We start from the raw sequence: 15,035 nt of genomic DNA on the forward strand, positions 1-15,035 counted from the left end.
GTGAAATGAATGAGGAATGAACAGGAATTACAAAGTGTAGAAGAATATAAGTTTGAGCCAATTAAGGGTTATCCAATGCTGAATTGGAAAGGAAAGCGGCCATACACGTCGACGCAATATTATCCCGCACAGCTTAAAGAAACTTATGGAAACTCAAGTCAAGAATGGATGAATAAAATATTTTGGGGTGATAATCTTCAAGTAATGAGCCATTTGCTCAGAGATTTTCGAGGGAAAATAGACTTAGTTTATATAGATCCACCGTTTGACTCTAAAGCAGATTATAAAAAAAAGATATCTTTAAAAGGAGAAAAAATAGAGAATGATTTAACTGCTTTTGAAGAAAAGCAATATACTGATATTTGGTCTAATGATGAATACTTGCAGTTTTTATATGAAAGAATAATTCTTTTAAGAGAATTAATGAATGAAAATGCTAGTATTTATATTCATTGTGATTATCGAAGGTCTCATTATATTAAATTAATCATGGATGAAGTGTTTGGAGCTGATAATTTCATTAATGAAATTATATGGAAAAGAACCAATGCACATAATATGAAAGCTAAAGGATATGTAAGATCTAATGATCACATATTGTTTTATTCAAAAGGGAAAAATTTTACTTTTAACGATCAATTTTTGCCATATGGCGAAGCGCAGTTAAAACGATTTAAACAGGATGAAAATGGGGATTTATACAAAGCGGAGAATTTAACTTTTTCATCAACTAATAAAAATAGACAATTTGAGTGGAGAGGGGCTACTCCACCTCCAAATAGATCTTGGGGTTTTTCCTTTGAAGACCTAGAGAAATTATGGGAACAAGGGCGTATTATCTGTAAAAAAGATGGTACGCCTCGTATGGATGGTTTAAAAGTATATTTAGATGAAACAAAAGGAACACCAGTTACATGTAACTGGACTGATATAGCCAGAGTGGGAAATACTTCTTCTGAAAGATTGGAATATCCTACGCAAAAACCAGAAGAATTAATTGAAAGAATTATTAAGGCATCTTCTAATGAAGGCGATATAGTTTTTGACTGTTTTATGGGCTCTGGTACTACTCAAAATGTATCATTGAAGTTAAATAGAAAGTTTATTGGGGCAGATATTAATCTAGGTGCAATTCAAGCAACAAAACAAAGAATTTTAAAAACTATAGAAGTACTCAATGTAGAAACGGGATTTGAAGTATATAACGTGAATAATTATGAATTGTTTAGAAACCCTGTAGAAGCTAAAAATTTATTAATTGAGGCTTTAGAAATTCAACCTCTTATTAATAGCGTATACGACGGTGAAAAAGACGGGCAAATGGTAAAAATTATGCCTATTAATAGGATTGCAACTAAAGCTGACTTAAATAATTTAATAACAAATTTAGACTACAAAACTCTAGAAGAAAGACAAAAAGAAAATCCTAATCAAGTAGTTGAAAATATTTTATTGGTATGTATGGGACATGAAGCAGATTTAGCAGCAACTTTAAAAAAGGAAATCCCTTATAAAGTTAATGTCGAAGTAGTAGATATTTTACGTGATAGAGCTAATTTAGAATTTAAACGAGATGCGGAAGTGTTAATCAAAATTGATAATAACCAATTAATTATTCAAAATTTCTATCCAATGAACCTTCTTCAAAAGTTAAGTATTATGAAAGAAAATGTCGAAGATTGGAAAGAACTTGTTGAATCAGTAATGATTGATTGGAATTATGACGGAGCAATTTTAGAGCCTACTGAAGTGGATATTCCTTCTAAAAAGGAGTTTGTTAAGGGTATTTATCAAATTCCGGAAAATGCAGGTACTATTCGTGTGAAAATAACGGACCTATTGTCTGAATCGTTAGAGGTGAGTATTGAAAATGAGTAAAAAGAATTCTTTCGCTTTAGATTTTGCTTTCCATACGCACCTATGGGATTTCTACTTTCAAAATAAAGCGCGTGTTCGTACAAAATATAAGTTGTTGTCAAAGAAGTTTTTAGATTTTAATAATTATCAAAATCCAACTTCTTTTTTACGCCAACCTCAATTTGAAGCGTTAGAAATCTATATTTTCTTAAAGGAATATCAGGACAACAAGAAAATTCATGACATATTTACTGATTGGTATGAAAGAAAAAACGGTTTTGAAAAGCGTGATGATATGGGTCTTGATAAGAATGAACAAATATCCTGGCTCGCGCTAGAAGTAGATCAGTATAAAAGTGTATTTGCTCGGATGAAAAAGTTTGAATTAACTTATGCAAACTATATTTTTGCGTTAACGATGGGGACGGGGAAAACGATCTTAATGGCTACTTGTATTTTCTACGAATTTTTATTAGCTAATAAGTTTCCAAAGGATAAACGATTTTGTCATAATGCGATTGTATTTGCACCGGACAAAACCGTTTTAGAATCTCTACGTGAAATCCAAACATTCGATAAATCAAAAGTGATTCCGCCTGAGTATTTAGCTTGGCTAGATAGCAATTTAAAGATTCATTTTTTAGAGGATACTGGTACAACATTAAATACAATTGATCGTTCAAAATATAATATTATTATTTCAAATACGCAAAAGATTATTTTAAAACGTCAGCATAAGGAAAAATCAAAGGTCGAAACATTATTTAATTGTGCCTCATCAACAGGCTCAGCCTATGATCAATTAGGCGATTTATATGGTTTTGACGAACCTCTAGAAGAAGGTGAATTACTGAAAAATCAAAGATTTTCTAAATTAACTAGCTTAGGTAATTTAGGTGTATTCATTGACGAGGCACATCATGCTTTTGGTGACGCTCTAGCAAAGGATATGGGGCTAAAAGCAGCTAAAACAAGTCTACGATTGACGATTAATGAGTTAGCATCTTCTCTTGAAAAATCCGGTACATCTATGATTGGGTGCTACAATTTCACTGGTACACCATATTCGGGTAAGGAAGTTTTCCCTGAAGTAGTCTATTCTTATGGTTTACAAGAAGCTATAAATAAAGCGTATTTGAAAAAGGTTCATATTGAAGGTTATACCAATCCGAAATCAAAAGAATTTCTACGAATCGCAGTAAAAGATTTCTGGGAGAAGTACAATAACCAGCGATATGAAGGAATGTTACCTAAACTCGCAATTTTTGCTAGTACTGTAGAAGAATTACAAAATGAATTGCGTCCAGAATTAGAAGAGATCTTAAATGATTTAGGTATTCCAATTGATAAAATTTTGGTGAATGTTGGTAATGATAAAATCACCTCAAATGATGACATTCGAGAGTTTAATAAGCTGGATTCGCCTGGATCTAACAAGCAATTCATCCTATTAGTAAATAAAGGGCGCGAAGGATGGAATTGTCGTTCATTATTTGGTGTAGCATTATATCGAAAGCCTAAATCAAAGGTATTTGTACTACAAGCTACAATGAGATGTTTACGAGCAATTGGACCAGTGCAAGAAAAAGGACAAGTTTATTTATCAGAGGAGAACTTAGAGATTTTAGATGACGAGTTAAATAAAAACTTCCGTTTAAATATCGAAGATTTAAACAAAATGGAAACTAATAAAGAAAAATATAAAATTAGATTAGTTCCACCACCTGTTAAAGTTACATTAAATAGGACACAAAAATTACATTCATTAAGGGATAAAAATATTACAGGTGTAATTGATTTTGAATTGGATAAAATTGATTTAACGAAATACCAATTAAAACGAATTAGTCAGGATGGATTAAAAGGTAATCGAAAAATCAGTGAAGATTTAAAAGGTGAAAGAGATAAAAGACAATTTAGTCAATACACATTAGTGGCTGAAATTGCTAAATACCTTAATAAGTCCTGTATTGAAATAGAAAAGCTTTTATTGAATTCATTACCTGGCATCGAACAACTTGTAGAATTAGTAAGTGATTATAATGAAGTATTGTATGATCATATTATTCCTAAACTCTTTGAGTTCCTTTATGAATTAAAACCTTACGAAAGTAAAGAAGAATATCAAGTCGATTTGGTTAAGGAACCAAAGGAGGGTTACTATCAGGTTACTGCTAAGCCAGAGCTAGTTGCAGAGTTATCACAAAGTGAATATATAGCCTTTAAAGAAAAAAGCTTCCATTTAGACACGTATTGTTTTGATTCAAAACCTGAGAAAAGATTTTTCGAATATGTTGTTAATCTGCAAGATATTCAAAAAATCTATTTTACTGGTATGCTGACTCATGGTCAGACAGATTTTTATATTCAGTATATTGATCCCGACTCAAATATTGTAAGAAATTATTATCCCGACTTTTTAGTTGAAAAGACTAATGGAGATTATGTAATAGTCGAAGTTAAAGGTGATAATAAAATTGAAGATCCTGTAGTCTTAGCTAAAGAACGTGCAGCTAGAGAAACAGCTACTGCAAGTAGAATGGAATATAAGATTATTAAGGGTAGCGAAGTAATGAATGGAGAATCTAATAATATTTTTTAAAATTCACTATGTGTTTTACAGGAGTTCTTATAGGATGTCTTGAAAAACATGCATATTAATTTAATCAAAACATTTTATCAAATCTAATTTAATAAGTTAATAAAAAGGACTCGTTTTGATCTACTATGTAATATTAAAGATAGGTAATGGTATATGAGGGCTTTAAAGTTAATAACTTATCTATAATGTTGAACATTATATTAACTGAGGTACATCACTAATTATATAGTGGTGTACTTTTTTCTTTATGAGTTCTTTTTCCTTCCATTGAAAATCAGGATTATCCCCTAAATTAACATAATTTTACGTATAAATATCAATTATTATTAAAATCAAAAAGTCCTCAGTCATTAAGAGAATTTTTTATATATGGTTGAATCTAGAAAATACATTTAGGTAAAAGAAGTTTTTATATACAGTGCTTTTACTTATGTTAAAAATTTATTACGTGTCATTCTAATGAAAATCCTGTCAATTGAGAGGCTTTAGTGTGAAGTGCCGTAATATTTTGAAATTGATATTGTTTATTCAATCAAATATACTATAAATATTACATTTGATTAGTTATTACATATTTGAAATGAAAGTTAAGGATGTCATTTAATATTTCATTAAGTTATTTATCCTCAAATATTAATTATACCTATTAAAGTATAAAAATGTGATTAGGGAGGATTGGAGTATGCAATTACAAACTTTAATAAAGAGGAAGAATTTTTGGGTAATTCTTATTAGTGTACTAATTGGTTTGGTTACTGTGGTGTACGTAGGGGTAAATTACGTAGAAATGAAGAAAGAAAAAGCTAGAATGGAAGCGATAGAGAAAGAAAAACAACGTTTAAAGGAATATGATGAAAATTTAGACGATATACTAAAAACTATTATAACTACTAGTGCTTTTGCAGAAGGTATGGCAAATGAGTATGCAAGTGTTTGGAGAAATGCAGTTTATGAGCCTACTTATATAATAAATGGAGTGTCTCCGAAAGATTTTAATGAGGCACTCAGTATTCTTAGGAAACATTTTGAACAAAAGGGAAGCATCAAAAAAACAGAGGATGGTGTTAACTTAGCTAAAAGTCAATTAGAAAAATTATCCAATCCACCAAAGGAATACAAAGAATCTTATGAAGTATTAATTCACTTATTTCAAGATTTTAAGAGTTTTGTAGATTTATCAACTTCTCCAAAAGGTTCTCTTATGACATATCCAAAAGAAGTTAGAGAATTAAGTGATAAAATAGTAAGAGGTTATGATGAAGTGAAGTTGAAAAGTCCAAAAATTAAAGAATAGTATTACGTTTTCGTAATTGTGGATAGGTTACTCATCAAAAAACAATATTATGGTTGTATGAAAATGGGGGATAGAATAATGTTCCATACAAGATTATGTTTAATACAAAAAGGTTTACCTAATAGTTTGCAAAGGTATACTTTTCAGGCGTTATCAAACTGGGTTTTTTGTTGATTGTAAAGAGGATGTGTGACTTTATAAATGTTTGTAAAATGGAGTATACCTTTATAAACATTTTTTGGTTAGAGCTTTGACAGGGGCTTATCACCTTTTTAAATGATTTATATAGTGAATAGTGTATAAACAAACCTGCTCCTACAGTCCTTGGTAAAAAATCAATAGTAAATACCTCAAACATTAAACTGGTACATAGTTTCCTATTTTATATGAAGATATAGCTAGGGATCTGTGTACTTATTTTTTATTCTGTTTAGAAGTGTGGCTGATGACTCATTAATGCCTGTTTAAATGTTTCATCAATAAGTGGTTTGATATACTCTAGACTCGTAACATACTTCAACTTAATATCAATTTGATTAGGCTCTTTGTCTTTATATGTATCCTTATGGAAATTATCAGAATATTTATCTTTGTAATGGTATAGTTCTGGAATTGTAATTTTATATTTGGTGTATATACTGTCACGATGTCCATTAGGAAAATGAAATAACAGGCGGTTTCCAATGGTGGATATAGATAAAAATTTCTCGTTACATTTTACTAATTGAAACATAATTCCATCCGAGATATTACAGATAATAGGGGTGTCTAAAGTATGTAAGTTGTTAGCTATGTACTCGTAAATATCATCTGCAATAGTGCCCTGCTTGTTTAGTTTCTTTATAATATTTTCTTTAGTTCTATAAATAGAATTTCCCTTTGTTATTTCAACGATATTCTTTAACTGTACTTGAATTTCGTTTTTATTTATACTCATATACTCTATTTGTAGTTCCTGTAATTTTAATTGATAAGTAACATTTATTGGGTAATTTGCAATCAACATAAACCTTGAATTATTCTCTTCAACTAGTGTTCTGTACCCTAGAATTTGTTCAATGGCTTTGTCATCTGCAACTTCTTTTACTTCGATATAAAGGTTTCTTCCGTCCCTATCTTTAAATAAAATATCGCATCTTTTTCGTCCGTAAATCACTGATTCTCTTTCAGTCAATGTTAGTCCTTCCTCAATTAAATCGTGCCTAATTAGTAATTTATTTTGTAAAACAATTTCTTCGTTTAGTGTCATGTTATTACGCTCCTATGTATACTTTTAGGATAATTTTAACATAAAAAAGTTAATATATATAAGTTTCACTGTTATTGAGATTTTAGTTTCAAAGTAACGGTTATATAATGTATCATTTGAGTACACCTTATTGATACATTATTAAGTGCTTGAGATACTTGGATTACAAATGCATCATATGCATGTATCAAAATAAAAGGGTGAAATTTATATGAAATATGGTTATGGTCGTGTGTCATCAGCAAATCAAAATTTAAGTGTACAAATTAAACAACTGCAAGAAGCAGGATGTGAAACTATCTTTAAAGAGAAGGTCAGTGGAAGAAAGAAGATAGAGAACAGTTCAATCTACTTCTTGAGACAGTACAAGAAGGTGACACTATTACTGTTACGAAGTTAGATAGGTTTGCCAGAAGTACAAAAGATGCTTTAAACACCATTGAATACTTAAACAGCAAAGGTGTTTCTCTTATTGTCTTGAATATGGGTGGAGATAAGATTGATACAAGTACAGCGATTGGTAAGTTAATGATTACTGTCCTATCTGGTATAGCCGAATTTGAAGCTGATATGATTAAGGAAAGACAATTAGAGGGCATTGAAGAAGCTAAGAAAAGAGGTGTCTATAAGGGAAGACCTAAGAAGTATACAGAGAATAACAGAGGTTTACAGTATGCTCTTGAGTTATTCTACAATAGGGCAACCAATCAGATGACGGTTAAAGAGATAGAAGAAATAACCAAGATAAGCAGAGCAACTCTTTATAGAGCGGTAAGGGAACAGAAAAGCAATGTGGAATGAAAATATATCCAAGGTGAATTACCTATCGAGAAAAAGAGACATGGGGGCTACATATTACCTTTTTAAATGATTTATATATTGAACGGTGTATAAGCACATCTGCTCCTACACTCTTAGGGGAAATTTAGAAATCTGCAATGGTGAGAAAAAGGAATGCAATCTAAACATCTGAGTAGGTCTCAAATAAATCTAAGTAGTATATCGAAGCATCAACGTCAACTACTTGAACAAAACTATTTAAAATGGAAAAGCAAAGAGATTACAGATGTTGAATTTATGGGAATGTTAGAGCTTAAGAAGAACTCCTTTTACAAGATCATAAAAGAATATGAATCAGTAAGGATAGTCGGTTGACAGACTATCCTTTTATTTGTGTCAAATGGGATAATTAGTAGTATGATTACTATACTCGATACTATCCCGTAGAACATATAAAAATTTGGGATGATTATGGCTGTATTCTTTAGAGGGGGATGTTTATGATTGGTTTATATGGGCATAGAAATATTGATGATAACAAGCTACGAGATTGGGTATTAGCTTGGGATGAACAGAGATATGTCGATTATGTGTTTTCGGTGATAAAGGGAAGCCATGAGGATTTAGACACTGTACTAAGGCAACACGTTCAACTAGTTAAATCCTTAGCTTCTAGGGGATGGGATGGTGAGAAGGGATATTTTTTTGATACACTTATTAAACCCATGAACCAATTTATGATAAATTGTTATTTTCGTGCTAGTTCTTTCATAGCTTCTGTGGCAAACTTTCATGAAATATTAATTGAGCCTTCTGACTATTATACAAACAAATGTTTAATTAAAGGTTTTGACTACGTAGAAAAAGGAAATATCTATATCTCATGTGGCGGAGAAGTGATTGGAAATATTGGGACTATGAGTGATTTGTTCTGGCACAGTTTTTATGATGAATATATCTTTCAAGATGATTTTGGAGGAATAAGTCATACAAGGAATAATGACCAAGATTTCACTTTACAAATTTGGAAGTCTGATAATCTTGAAGATATTAATGAACTGGAAGAGTTAGTAGAAAAAATATTATACGATTGTTCAGTAAAGTTAGGTTTAAATTTCAAAAGAGCAAAATTTGACAGTTTTCAAAAAACTGTAGGACTTTCTAATCAATATTCCTTAGAGGTAAGTGAAGACAATAATTATGAAAGAACTCCTCTACAGTATTTTAATTTTGCCAATTATACTTCAATAGGACGACATAAATATTTGGCTTATTATCAGGTTATAGAGTTCTACTTTATCAGAGCGAGGAAGCAAATTAAACTAGCATCTATAAAGGAATTAGATTTAGTAAATTATATCCTAAATACAGCGTTAAACGAGGATGAGATTAGAGGATGGTTCCATTCTAATGATGAGAACAGATACTATACAACATCAAACGATAAGTATTCGTCTATGGTAACAATTAATTTGGGAGAAGATTTAATAGAACAGCTTGCAAAACGTGTTTACTTTATCAGGTGTTCATTAGTTCATTCAAAAGAAGCCCCTAAGGATGCCAACTTTATTCCAAATTTGAATGATGCAGTCCTAGATAAAGAGGTTGCCTTAATAAGGTTTTTAGCATCTAAGGTACTTGAGAATAGGATTTTAAATAACTAGTTGTAATACCGATAGAAGAGGAGTTAGCTGATATATTAGAAGTAATTGATGGCTAGCAAAGGCATTTAACCTTAATATGGATAAGGTGAAAAGTTTTAAGGTAAGTAAGAAGGAAGAACGAGGTGGGTTTAAGAAACGGATTGTTTTGGAAAAGGTAATAGAAAGGGAATTGTAGGCACTTTTTAAGGGTGTCTTCTTTTTATATAGGGGGGTATTTTCAACCAAATATAACACTGCGTATGTTAAGTGAGGTAGTAGCACTGATATCCGTGCAATCAGAGTGAAAATCGTTACCACCGTATGGATTGTAAGAAAATAATGTTAGTAGATACCGTTTTTACGTGTGAATTATCGTATAGAAAAAGAGGGATGAGTTAGAGTGAAACCCACATCTAAACTTGAGCTTTACTTATCAATGATAAGTTTATATTAATACTCCATAAGAAAAAATTAACAAAAAACCCACTATTTTTTATATAATCTATAATGAAAGGTATTTATCCTATGTAACGTGGAAGGGAATAGTTTATGGAATTAATTAACAGAGATGCAAGTGATAAATATAAAGGGTTTAGATATCAGAAATTAAGGCTTGCGAAGAAAATGTTAGAGCTCATAAAGGATGATCGTAAAGCAAATATAATTGCTATTCCAGAATACAGAGATGATGGCTATTTAATTGATAAAGATGGAAAACCGATGCTGGAGCAAAATAAAGAATACAGCAGTAACTTTACGTTAAATAGTGAGGAGATACAAAAATCTATAGTGAATTTTCTAGATAATTATTTTGATTTAGATGAAGACCTTCATATAAATTACATATTTCATACAAATGTAAAATACAGTAGAGAAAGAAAAAGTAATTTATTGGAAAGGTTAAACCTCGAACCATTGGAAAAACCCGTCTTGGAATATTTAATTGAATATGATTTGAATGATAGGGTAATAGAGTTTGTATCCAAAGTAATTATAGAGTGCTATCAAGAACAATATAGTATTGATGCGAATGATCTAAAAACATACAAAGGATTTTATGAAAAAATTATCAATATGGATAAAGAAAAGTGGATAAAATTTCTTAAACGAACAACGTTTCAATTTGGTCAAGATAATTTAGAGAAACTAACTGAAGAATTGGACAAGGAAATTAAGGAATGTGAATTATACGCTTTAGAACATGTAAATAAGGAACAGCAAATTAAAAGCTATTTACTAGAAAAAATTGATGAAAGAATGGCGGAAAAACATCTATTACAGAAAATCATGAATATTGATACTGTCAGAATTATATTCCATGAGGTAGGGAGCAGGGAAAACAATCTAAAGATTGATGACTTGCATAAATATTGGATAGAAGTAGCTAAAGAACTAGGTGATGATAAAAAAATCCGAAATTTAAGGGATAAAATAGAGGCAGTTTGTGATGAATTTAAAAAAAGTACAATGATAAGATATAACAGGGAAGCTACTACGGTAAGAGAAGAATTAAAAAAGTATGATAAACGGCAAATATATGCTTTACGATTTCGTGTGTATGAGAGTATGGAAAGATACTTTGATGAAATATTTAAGTATAAGGAATCTTACGCATTCGAGGAATTAAATTCTATAATTAATGAATTAAAGAAAAAGGTAATAGAAGATATAACTACTTTAAAACAGGACTACGATTATGGGGTAAAAAATGACATTACAGTAGAAAAAATGGTTCTCTTGTTAATAGATGAATGTTTCTATTCTTTTGATGAGGAGTAATATATGAATAAACAATTTGATAAAAAAAGACTAACGTATAGTAGAAGTGAAGATTTATATTTTATAACATACAATATAATTTTAATCTTATATCATTTAAACTGTGTTAATAAGAAAAAGCAATTTAAAGATTATAGAAAGTTAGTGTTTTTAATACCAATAATCTCTGATGATAAATTAACTACAATTTTCTTAGACTACTATAAAGGAAAAAATACTCCAAATAAGACCATTAGAAATGTCATAAATAGGTTATATTATGAATCTATTGAAAACATAATCTTAATTAGATATGTATTAATGATCTTAGAGAGGAAAGAAATTATCACGTTAGTAAATGACACTAATAAAACAAACATATATCTAAATAAAATAGAGAATTGTGCAATGTTAGTAAGGGATAATAGATTCAGTAGAGAGATAGAACGAATAGGAAAAGTGAAAAATAATATTAATCGGATCAGTATCTTAAATTATATGACGTTTGTAGATAATTTCTTTAAAAGAAATGGAGTAGCCATATGGGAAAACTAAGTATAAATTCAATTTATTACAAAGGGGAACAATATTACTATAAGAACGACAAATTCCATAAGGGAATAAATATTTTAGTAGGGGATAACGAAAATGGAAAATCTACTTTTACATACTTAATTGTCTATGGGTTGGGTATAAATGTTGAATATTTTCAAGGAAATAGTAATGAACCAATAAATGAAATAGTAAGGGATAGCGATAATTATGTTGAGCTTGATATAAGTATCGAAAACGAACAATATGTATTAAAAAGAACTATAGGCCAAAATATGATTACTGTACATGATAAAAAGCAAGGAACATTTGTAACATATAGTTTGATAAGAAACGGATATTTGTATAAGAAAGAGGGAGAAACTTTTTCAGATTGGATTCTTGCTAAGTTAGGGATAGATGTAATTGAAATTACTCAAAACTCCAGCACTCATAGGATCAACTTTGAAGACTTGATGAGGTATGTTTATTATGATCAAATTACGGACAATAGAAAAATAATAAATGAATTTGGAATTAAATCTTCTGATTTTTACAAAAATAGTAACATTATGAAGAGGAGTATATTTGAACTATTAATGTCAGGATATTTTGAAGAATACTACTCAACATATTATAAAATCAAAAATTTAAATACCAGGTTACAAGAAGAAAAAGAAAATAAGAAATCTCTTGAAATTGTAAAACAAAATATTTTAAAACAAATTATTTATACAGATAATGAGGATTTTAAAGAGAATTTGATTGAGATAAGAAAGAAGAGAATCAGGCTAGAAAGCATAAGAGAAGGATTAAAAGAAGAGGGGAGTTTTGGTGTAGAAGGAGTAAATCGGCTTACAGAATTGCAGAAAGATTTAGTAGCGTTGACACATAAAATCAAAAATATAGAGTTTGATTTAGATAAAGTGGAAGAAAACCTAATAAAAGCAAAAAGGGTAGGAGAAGATACTAAAAATGATATTGAGCATATAGACAAAATATTATTCACTTCTCAATATATAGATATTATTAGTGAGGATAAATGCCCATTTTGTTTAGAGCCCATAAATTTAGAGGCAGGGCATTGTATTTGTGGATCTGATAAATTTCTAGATTTTACAAGGTTCATTTATTCTGATATGGAATATATCGAGATAATGAAATCAAAGATAAAGACTCTAGAAACTATAAATGAAGCTATTAATGACTACAAGGATGAATATAGTGCATTGGAGTATAAACTAACTAACACTAAAGATGAATTAAAAAGGAATATGGAGGAAATTAAGAGAATCACTCAAGATCTACGATATAATTCCAATGCAAGCACAATTGATGAAATCACAAGTAAAATAATAGATTTTAAAGAAAAGGAAGCACAACTTAAATTACTGGTTGAGAAAAGTGAAGAGATAAGAAAGTCAGAAGGTAATATTAATAAATTGGAAAAAGAGATAAAGATGAACAGGGAGAAATTAGCTCAACTTCAAGAACAAAAGGATAACGATTTACAGAATAATATAGAGAATTTTGAAGCAATATATAGTGAATACTTGTATGAATTTTATAATAATGAACATAAAGATTATGAAATTAAATTGGATAGAAACTATATGCCTCTATTAGGGGAATATAAACATCAAAGCTTTAATGTTCCTAAGAGGTTATTTTATTACTTAACAATGTTGAAAATGTCTCTTAATGACGAAATAAAAATAAATTTCCCGAAATTGTTGATTATTGATACTATGAAAGATGAAGGAATTGAAATAAATAAATTGATAAAACTATTTAGTTATTTTGATGAATTTAAAAACAAAGATTGTCAAATAATTATTACATGTGGATACGATGAATATACGAAAGCATTAGAACCATATTTGATAGGTTGGTTAAGTGATGATGATAAATTATTAAAAGAAATTAGCATGATTGAAGCAGAAGAGCTTATACAGGATATATAAGCTCTTCTGCTCTTGAACCTTCTATAGAAAATTAGTATATTGGTGTTTCATTAATGTATAAAGTGACAGTTAAGCTTTTCTCCTTTATATGCAATAATGACTAAAAAAGGAGTGAATGTTCTGTTCGCTCTTTTTTTTTTATAAGTTATTAATTGGACTGTGCCTATTATGTTGAGCTACAATATCCTTACTGGTCATATTGACATATTTCCTAACCATCTCAATTGATGAATGCCCCAAAATCTTTTGTAGAGTCATCACATCGCCATTATTAAGCAAATAATACTTTGCAAAAGTATGCCTGAAAGTGTGAGGAGAGACTCTTACTCCCTTAATTCCTGCATTATCGCCATACATTTTTAATCTCTGTCTAAAACGTGCAGGATCAATGGTATTTCCATAAACAGTAGCAAATATATGCAGGGTATCAAATTCCTCAATTTCAACTAGTAATTCCCGCAGTAGCTTACTAGTCTTTTGGGAAATAGGTACATATCGAGTTTTACGTTTTTTTGTGCTAGTACCTTTTAACTCAATCACATTCGTTTTAAAATCAATATCCTCTTGTTGAAGATTTAACGCTTCACTAATCCGCATACCTGTATCAGCAAGCAACATCATTAATACATAATCTCTAAATCCTGCATACGTTCGTTGATCTGGTTGTTTAAGTAAGATTTTCAATTGGTCAACAGACAATGCTTCAATATTATCTTGTGCTTCTTTTAATGACTTAATTTTTGTAAAAGGATTTAATTGTACATACTCCTCTTCAACGAGGAAGTTGTAGAATGCTCTCATATGTTTCATGATAGTATTTATATAAGAAACTGAAACACCAACGGATTTATATTTTTCCTTAACGCAATGGTTATTTTTATGCTTAACGTGATCATTCTTTAAGTAATATAAAAACTCTCTAATGGTATTTGTATTGAGTGTATTAGGTGTTACATCTTCATGATGTTCTTCTAAATATCGGTGAAATACTAAGAAATATCCTTTCTTATTTTCGAGGGTTCTTCTTGCAAGTCCTTCTGCTTCTTTTGCAAACATATAAATGTTAAATAACTCTTGGAATGTGTAAGTTTTAACTTGTTTAAACTCAAAGCTTGTACGACCTAACTTTGCCCTACCTCTTTTACCTGTTCTGGACAAAATAAAACGCCTCCTTATATCGGTAATTTGGTTTACCGTATAAGAAGACGTGAATGACCTGCATCCTAAAAAGTAAATGACCGCAACACTAGGGTGATTTTTGGTGTGCAAAGGATAAAACCTTAACGCTTATAATCCCTTGTAAAATATGGTCTCATTTACAAATATGACCCCGGAGAGGCTCGAACTCACGACCTCC

At 30.1% G+C, this 15,035-nt stretch carries 10 protein-coding genes and 1 pseudogene; 9 read left to right on the forward strand and 2 right to left on the reverse strand.

What is annotated here, in order from left to right:
• The first annotated feature begins 9 nt into the window (after positions 1-9).
• The 3 genes from ACTFRU_RS20980 (at position 10) to ACTFRU_RS20990 (ending at position 5,753) form a co-directional block, all read left to right on the forward strand.
• Positions 10-1,878: a site-specific DNA-methyltransferase gene (locus tag ACTFRU_RS20980; RefSeq protein WP_131233670.1), complete on the forward strand. Its 1,869-nt coding sequence runs from the start codon at positions 10-12 to the stop codon at positions 1,876-1,878.
• Positions 1,871-4,459, forward strand: a complete 2,589-nt coding sequence (locus ACTFRU_RS20985; RefSeq protein WP_440037814.1) for a TnsA endonuclease N-terminal domain-containing protein — start codon at positions 1,871-1,873, stop codon at positions 4,457-4,459. The genes ACTFRU_RS20980 and ACTFRU_RS20985 overlap by 8 nt, the downstream gene beginning before the upstream one ends.
• A 682-nt stretch (positions 4,460-5,141) precedes the next feature.
• Positions 5,142-5,753: a hypothetical protein gene (locus ACTFRU_RS20990; RefSeq protein WP_440037815.1), complete on the forward strand. Its 612-nt coding sequence runs from the start codon at positions 5,142-5,144 to the stop codon at positions 5,751-5,753.
• Positions 5,754-6,183: 430 nt separating this feature from the next.
• Here ACTFRU_RS20990 and ACTFRU_RS20995 read toward each other — a convergent pair whose 3' ends face one another.
• A complete protein-coding gene (locus tag ACTFRU_RS20995; protein WP_440037816.1) occupies positions 6,184-7,002 on the reverse strand; it encodes a DUF1411 domain-containing protein in 819 nt (272 codons plus the stop codon).
• A 211-nt stretch (positions 7,003-7,213) separates the two neighbouring features.
• Between ACTFRU_RS20995 and ACTFRU_RS21000 the strand changes: the two are divergent.
• The 6 genes and pseudogenes from ACTFRU_RS21000 to ACTFRU_RS21025 all read left to right on the forward strand — a co-directional run.
• Positions 7,214-7,566, forward strand: a pseudogene (locus ACTFRU_RS21000) (recombinase family protein); the annotation flags it as partial.
• A gap of 6 nt (positions 7,567-7,572) precedes the next feature.
• Positions 7,573-7,803, forward strand: a complete 231-nt coding sequence (locus ACTFRU_RS21005; protein WP_440037859.1) for a helix-turn-helix domain-containing protein — start codon at positions 7,573-7,575, stop codon at positions 7,801-7,803.
• 479 nt (positions 7,804-8,282) lie between these two features.
• Positions 8,283-9,446: a hypothetical protein gene (locus tag ACTFRU_RS21010; RefSeq protein WP_098687554.1), complete on the forward strand. Its 1,164-nt coding sequence runs from the start codon at positions 8,283-8,285 to the stop codon at positions 9,444-9,446.
• 528 nt (positions 9,447-9,974) lie between these two features.
• Positions 9,975-11,204 carry a hypothetical protein gene (locus ACTFRU_RS21015; RefSeq protein WP_098687555.1) on the forward strand — a complete coding sequence of 410 codons (1,230 nt, stop codon included), beginning with the start codon at positions 9,975-9,977 and terminating at the stop codon, positions 11,202-11,204.
• A gap of 3 nt (positions 11,205-11,207) precedes the next feature.
• Positions 11,208-11,738: a hypothetical protein gene (locus ACTFRU_RS21020; protein ID WP_098687556.1), complete on the forward strand. Its 531-nt coding sequence runs from the start codon at positions 11,208-11,210 to the stop codon at positions 11,736-11,738.
• Positions 11,726-13,678, forward strand: coding sequence for a hypothetical protein (locus tag ACTFRU_RS21025; protein WP_440037817.1), 1,953 nt, complete (start codon positions 11,726-11,728; stop codon positions 13,676-13,678). Before ACTFRU_RS21020 ends, ACTFRU_RS21025 begins: the two co-directional genes overlap by 13 nt.
• A gap of 138 nt (positions 13,679-13,816) precedes the next feature.
• Here the strand turns inward: ACTFRU_RS21025 and ACTFRU_RS21030 are convergent, their stop codons facing one another.
• A complete protein-coding gene (locus tag ACTFRU_RS21030; protein ID WP_440037818.1) occupies positions 13,817-14,836 on the reverse strand; it encodes a tyrosine-type recombinase/integrase in 1,020 nt (339 codons plus the stop codon).
• Positions 14,837-15,035 lie beyond the last annotated feature (199 nt).

The organism is Bacillus cereus group sp. MYBK220-1 (genome assembly GCF_051916445.1).
GTDB classification, from domain to species: domain Bacteria; phylum Bacillota; class Bacilli; order Bacillales; family Bacillaceae_G; genus Bacillus_A; species Bacillus_A cereus.